Source organism: Sphingomonas sp. (assembly GCF_019746015.1).
Classification (GTDB): Bacteria; Pseudomonadota; Alphaproteobacteria; order Sphingomonadales; family Sphingomonadaceae; genus Sphingomonas.
Window position 1 is genome coordinate 1 of record NZ_JAIESM010000040.1, and the last position, 5,427, is coordinate 5,427.

Here is a 5,427-nt window from a genome sequence, read left to right on the forward strand (position 1 = left end):
GGGCCGTAGCTCAGCTGGGAGAGCGTCGCAATGGCATTGCGAAGGTCAGGGGTTCGATCCCCCTCGGCTCCACCATTTCCACTTATCGGTTGATCGTCAGGGCGCCTCGCCGCCGTCGCGCCAGCGCCCGGTTTCCATCCAGCGCAGCAGCGGCTTGAGCGGGGCGATCCAGATCAGCCCGGTCAGCAGATAGAAGAGCGTCTGCGCCAGGATCGGCCACAGCGTGACCGTGTCGGCCAGGCTGGCGACCAGCACCGCCCAGACCGTGATCATCGCCAGGATGAGGAGCGCCCCGGCGGGCTTGCGCCAGCTGGGCGTCATGCGCGCTTTTCCCCCATCCAGCCCAGTTCGGTGACGACCGCATGGAGCGGCACGTCCCACGGTGCGGCGGGGAGTGCGGCGACCTGCTGCACCGACCAAGCAATGCCGATCCGCCGCGCGGCGGGGAGGGCGGCGAAGGCCCGGTCATAATAGCCCGCGCCCTGGCCCAGCCGGTTGAGCGCGGCGTCGAACGCGACGAGCGGGGTCAGCACCAGATCGGGCGCCTCCTCCGCCGCATCGGCCGCCGGCTGGCGCAGGCCAAAGGGGCCGTCTTCCAGCGCATCGCCCGGTTGCCAGCGCAGGAACCGCATCGGCCAGCGCCGCCCGCGGACATGGGGCAGCGCCAGCCGCCAGCCGCGCGCCAGTGCCGCCGCCTCCAGCAGCGCCGGGTCCGCCTCTCCCGCCATTGGCAGATAGCTGGCGATCACGCCGGGCGCGGAAAGTTCATCCAGAAAGGGCGAAGGCGCCTCAATCGGCCGCTTGGGGAAGGCCAGCCGGGCCGCGCGCATCGCCTCGCGCAGCTTTGGTAGAGCGTCTCGTTTACACTCAATCGCGTCTTTTTCCGAAAAACCCGGCACCAACGCGTTCCCCAAATCCAACATGTCCAACATTGCCTGCCGCGTCGATAATGGGTGGCGGGACCACCATGGGCCGTTTGCTTGAATATCCTCTGACGCCTCAACGTCAGGTGGGAGCCATGTTCTCCGGCCAGGACCGGCGAAGGGACAGCTCCCGAGGATGGTGATATCGCCTCAGGGATGTTCCTAAAGCTCGCACCGGGCAGTACCCGCCACGTGTCTATCTAGGGTGTCGGGCCGGCCCGCTCAAGGGCGTCGGCCAGCGCCTCCAGCCGGGTGGCGACGCGCGCCAGCAATTCGGGGTCGGCGCCATCGCCCGGGGCCGGGGCAGAGGCCGGCGCCGGGGCAGGCGCCCGCGCCAGTGCCTCGTCAAGCGAATCGGCCAGCATCAGCGCGACGAACAGCATCGCCCGCTCGCCCAGCACCCCGCCAGAGGCGCGCGTTGCCGCCGGCCAGCGTTCCGCCAGCATCGCCGCCAGCTGCTGCAGCCGCGCCTCCTGCCCGTCGGCACAGGCAATGCGGTGGCTGTGCCCGCCGATGGAAAGGGTGACTTCGGCCATTCTCAGCGCCCCCCGCCGGCGGCGAGCAGCGCGTCGAGCGCTTCCACCGCCTGCGCCATCTGCCGGCGCAGCGCCGCGTGGCGATCAGCGAGCGCCCGATGCGCGGCATCGCGGCGGGCAAGCGCCGCCTCGATCCGCTGCAATGCCTGCTCGATCCGTGCCGCGCCCTCGCTCATGGCCACGCGGTGTAGCAAAGGGCGCGGGCGGCGCCAACCGCGCGGCGAAGCCGGATGTCGGCGCGTTTGAATTTGCTTTGTCGTCCATCGCTTAACATAGTTGCAACCAGCACCAGCCATCTCCAATCGGGCGGGAGGAAACGAACGATGAAGGGCGATCTGACCGGCGGATGCATCTGCGGTGCCGTGCGCTACACGCTGCACGACGGGTTCCGTTTCCGGCCCTATGCCTGCCATTGCACCGAGTGCCAGCCCCGCACGGGCAGCGCCTTTAGCGAGCATATGCTGTTCGCCAGACAGGATCTGACGATTGAGGGCGCACTCGACGCCGGGGCTTATACCCAGCCCAGCGGTGCCGGATCGACGATCTGGGGCTGTGCGACCTGCAAAACGCGCATCTTTGCGGAGAATGACACGCGGCCCGGCTTTGCCTCGCTACGCTGCGGCACGCTTGATCGCAGCGCCGAGATCGTGCCGGCGGCGCATCTGTGGGTGGGCAGCAAACAGGCCTGGGTCATGCTGCCCGAAGGCGTGCCGGCGCTGGCGGAGCAGCCGAGAAGCCCCGCGGAATGGATGGCGCTGGTGGGGCCGCAGAAGGGCTAGCCTGTGCGCGGTGCGGCAAAGACGGGTGTGATTTTGTGCCACGAGCCGCCGCCGGTTGCCGGTTGCGGCCAGCGGAACGGTGGCCGGGAATGTCGGCGGCTGGGATCATTTCGATATTTATCGAATTCAGCTTGACATCGGCACGCATGTCCTTCATTTCGATTTCTATGGAAACGAGGAGTCGCGCATGAACGCCGAAGCCGCCGTCGATGCGCTGGGTGCCCTGGCGCAGCAGCACCGGCTCGCGGTGTTTCGCCTGCTTGTTCAGGCGGGCGAGCGTGGCATGGCGGCAGGCGCGATTGCCGAGGCGCTTGGCGTGCCCAACTCTTCGCTGTCATTCCATCTGGCGCAGCTCAGCCGGGCGGGGCTGGTCGGGCAGGACCGGCAGCACCGGTCGCTCATCTACCGCGCCAATTTTGCGGCGATGAACGCGCTGGTCGCGTATCTGATGGAAAATTGCTGCGCCGGCGTTGCCTGTGGCGACGACATGGCCTGCGAAACCGTTGCTATCGAAAGGATATCTGCATGAAGCGTTTGCATGTTCATGTCAGCGTCGACGATCTCGACCGCTCGATCGCCTTCTACCAGACGCTGTTCGGCGCCCAGCCCGGCGTCGTGAAGGACGATTACGCCAAGTGGATGCTCGATGATCCCAGGGTGAATTTCGCCATCTCGAAGCGCAGCGCAAAGGCCGGGGTCGACCATGTCGGCATCCAGGTCGATAGCGCGGAGGAGCTGGCCGAACTGGCCGGGCGGCTGCATGCGGCCGGCGAGACGACGCGCGACCAGGAAGCCACCACCTGCTGCTACGCCCGTTCGGACAAGGCATGGGTGCAGGACCCGTCGGGGCTGCACTGGGAAACCTTCTACACCTTTGCCGATGCACCAGTTTATGGCGAAGACCTGGTCCCGGCGGCGGGTGATGGCAATGCCGCCTGTTGCGTGCCCAAGCCGGCCGTGGCGCGGGCTTCCGCCTGCTGCGGGTGAGCGGCGCGCGCGTTGGCGGGCAATGGTGGCGGCATCATCTACAACTGCCACGCCCCCGTTGACGCCGCCGCCCGCGCCGCGCCACACACGGCGTCGAGCATCCGGCGCGGACCGGGATGCGACAGGGGGGATGGGGATGACACGACAACTGGCCGCAGAGGCACTGGGCACCGCCTTTCTGCTGGCGATCATCGTGGGGTCGGGGCTGATGGCGGACGGGATGGCCGGCGGCAATGTGGCGGTGGCGCTGATCGGCAGCACGATTGCCATCGGCGCGGGGCTGGTGGTGCTGATCCAAATGTTTGGGCCCGTCTCCGGCGCGCATTTCAACCCCGCCGTCACCCTCGCCATGCTGGTGAAGCGCGAGATCGGCCTGGCCGGCGCGCTGGGCTATATCGCGGCACAGCTGGCCGGGGCGGCGCTGGGCGTGTGGGTGACGCATCTGATGTTCGCGCGGCCGGTGATGCAGGTGGCGACCACCGCGCGCGACGGGCTGCCGCTGGCGCTCGCCGAGTTCATTGCCACGTTCGGGCTGATCGGCACGATTTTGTGCGTGCGGCGCCACCGGGAAGACTTCACCGCGGTGGCCGTGGGGCTCTATATCCTGTCGGCATGCTGGTTCACTGCCTCCACCTCGTTCGCCAATCCCGCCGTTACGCTGGCGCGCAGCCTGTCGGACAGTTTTGCCGGCATCGCGCCGCATTCGACGCCGCTGTTCATCCTGGCGCAGCTGGCCGGGGCGCTGGCGGGCGTGTGGTGCTTTGACTGGCTGCTGAAAGAGGAAACCCAGCAATGACCGATACACCGGCCGATGCCTTTCCCATCACCATCTATCACAACCCCGATTGCGGCACGTCGCGCAACACGCTCGCCATGCTGGTGGCGGCGGGCTATGCGCCGGCGGTCGTCGAGTATCGCAAGACCGGCTGGACGGTGCCGCAGCTGACGCAATTGCTGGCCGACATGGGGGCGGGGCCGCGCGCGGTGCTGCGCGACAAGGGCACGCCGGCGGCCGAGCTGGGCCTGCTCGATCCGGCGGTGAGCGACGCGGCGCTGCTGGCGGCGATGGTCGCCCACCCCATCCTGGTCAACCGGCCGATCGTGGTGACGCCCCGGGGCACGCGGCTGTGCCGCCCGTCGGAGCGGGTGCTGGAGCTGATCGACCGGCCGCTGCCCGACTTTGTGAAGGAAGATGGCGAGGTGGTGCGCGCGGCGCCCGACTCGACCGGTTGACGGCGCGCGCGGCGCCCCCCAAAGACGCGCGCAACTTTCTTGTCCGACTCAGCCGCGAAGGGGGCTTTGATGGCCGTCAGCCAGACCGATCTTGCCAATGCCATCCGCGCGCTCTCGATGGATGCGGTGGAAGCGGCGAAATCGGGCCATCCCGGCATGCCGATGGGCATGGCCGATGTGGCCACCGTGCTGTTCACCCAGATGCTGAAATTCGATCCGGCCGACCCGCGCTGGCCGGACCGCGACCGCTTCGTGCTGTCGGCCGGGCATGGCTCGATGCTGCTTTATGCGCTGCTGTATCTGACCGGCTATGCGGCGCCGACGATTGACGACATCCGCGCGTTTCGCCAGCTGCACAGCCCGTGCGCGGGGCACCCGGAAAATACCGAGCTGGCCGGCGCCGAATGCACCACCGGGCCGCTGGGGCAGGGGCTGGCGATGGCAGTGGGCATGGCAATTGCCGAGCGCCACCTGAACGCGCGCTTCGGCGATGCGCTGGTCGACCACAAGACCTGGGTGATCGCCGGCGATGGCTGCCTGATGGAGGGCATCAACCACGAGGCGATTGGCCTCGCCGGCCATTTGCGGCTGGGGCAGCTGAACGTGCTGTGGGACGATAACCGCATCACCATCGACGGCGCGGTCTCGCTGTCGTCGAGCGAGGATATTCCGGCGCGCTATGCCGCGACCGGCTGGCACACGGCCGAGTGCGACGGGCACGACTTTGCCGACATCGCCCGCGCGCTGGCCGAGGCAGCGGCCGATCCGCGCCCCTCGCTGGTGCGCTGCCGCACGATCATCGGCAAGGGCGCGCCGACCAAGCAGGGCACCGCCAAGACGCATGGCAGCCCGCTGGGCGCCGACGAAGTGGCGGGCGCCCGCGCGGCACTGGGCTGGAGCGCGCCGCCGTTCGAGGTGCCCGGCGCCATTCTGGACGCGTGGCGCACTGCCGGGGCGCGCGGCGCGGGC

At 68.7% G+C, this 5,427-nt stretch carries 10 protein-coding genes; 6 read left to right on the forward strand and 4 right to left on the reverse strand.

Annotated elements, in window-relative coordinates; genetic code table 11:
- Positions 1-96: 96 nt before the first annotated feature.
- The 4 genes from K2Y03_RS06745 to K2Y03_RS06760 all read right to left on the reverse strand — a co-directional run bounded on the left by K2Y03_RS06745 (position 97) and on the right by K2Y03_RS06760 (position 1,635).
- Positions 97-321: a DUF2842 domain-containing protein gene (locus K2Y03_RS06745; protein WP_294089452.1), complete on the reverse strand. Its 225-nt coding sequence runs from the start codon at positions 319-321 to the stop codon at positions 97-99.
- Positions 318-899, reverse strand: coding sequence for a 5-formyltetrahydrofolate cyclo-ligase (locus tag K2Y03_RS06750; protein ID WP_294089454.1), 582 nt, complete (start codon positions 897-899; stop codon positions 318-320). Before K2Y03_RS06750 ends, K2Y03_RS06745 begins: the two co-directional genes overlap by 4 nt.
- Before the next feature lie 224 nt (positions 900-1,123).
- Entirely contained in the window at positions 1,124-1,459 is a 336-nt protein-coding gene (locus tag K2Y03_RS06755) for a cell division protein ZapA (protein WP_294089456.1), read from the reverse strand.
- A gap of 2 nt (positions 1,460-1,461) precedes the next feature.
- Complete coding sequence (locus K2Y03_RS06760) at positions 1,462-1,635, reverse strand: hypothetical protein (protein ID WP_294089458.1); 174 nt, start codon at positions 1,633-1,635, stop codon at positions 1,462-1,464.
- Between the two features lie 147 nt (positions 1,636-1,782).
- On the opposite strand from K2Y03_RS06760, the gene K2Y03_RS06765 reads away from it, so the two are divergent.
- The 6 genes from K2Y03_RS06765 to K2Y03_RS06790 form a co-directional block, all read left to right on the forward strand.
- Positions 1,783-2,238, forward strand: a complete 456-nt coding sequence (locus tag K2Y03_RS06765; protein WP_294089460.1) for a GFA family protein — start codon at positions 1,783-1,785, stop codon at positions 2,236-2,238.
- A gap of 187 nt (positions 2,239-2,425) precedes the next feature.
- Positions 2,426-2,767 (forward strand): helix-turn-helix transcriptional regulator, encoded by a 342-nt coding sequence (locus tag K2Y03_RS06770; protein ID WP_294089462.1) that lies wholly within the window; start codon positions 2,426-2,428, stop codon positions 2,765-2,767.
- Positions 2,764-3,225, forward strand: a complete 462-nt coding sequence (locus tag K2Y03_RS06775; protein WP_294089464.1) for an ArsI/CadI family heavy metal resistance metalloenzyme — start codon at positions 2,764-2,766, stop codon at positions 3,223-3,225. The genes K2Y03_RS06770 and K2Y03_RS06775 overlap by 4 nt, the downstream gene beginning before the upstream one ends.
- A gap of 136 nt (positions 3,226-3,361) precedes the next feature.
- A complete protein-coding gene (locus tag K2Y03_RS06780; protein WP_294089466.1) occupies positions 3,362-4,021 on the forward strand; it encodes an MIP/aquaporin family protein in 660 nt (219 codons plus the stop codon).
- Entirely contained in the window at positions 4,018-4,458 is a 441-nt protein-coding gene (gene arsC / locus K2Y03_RS06785; protein WP_294089469.1) for an arsenate reductase (glutaredoxin), read from the forward strand. The genes K2Y03_RS06780 and arsC overlap by 4 nt, the downstream gene beginning before the upstream one ends.
- Before the next feature lie 69 nt (positions 4,459-4,527).
- Positions 4,528-5,427, forward strand: a 900-nt coding sequence (locus tag K2Y03_RS06790; RefSeq protein ID WP_294089472.1) for a 1-deoxy-D-xylulose-5-phosphate synthase N-terminal domain-containing protein, incomplete at its 3' end; no start/stop codon positions are given.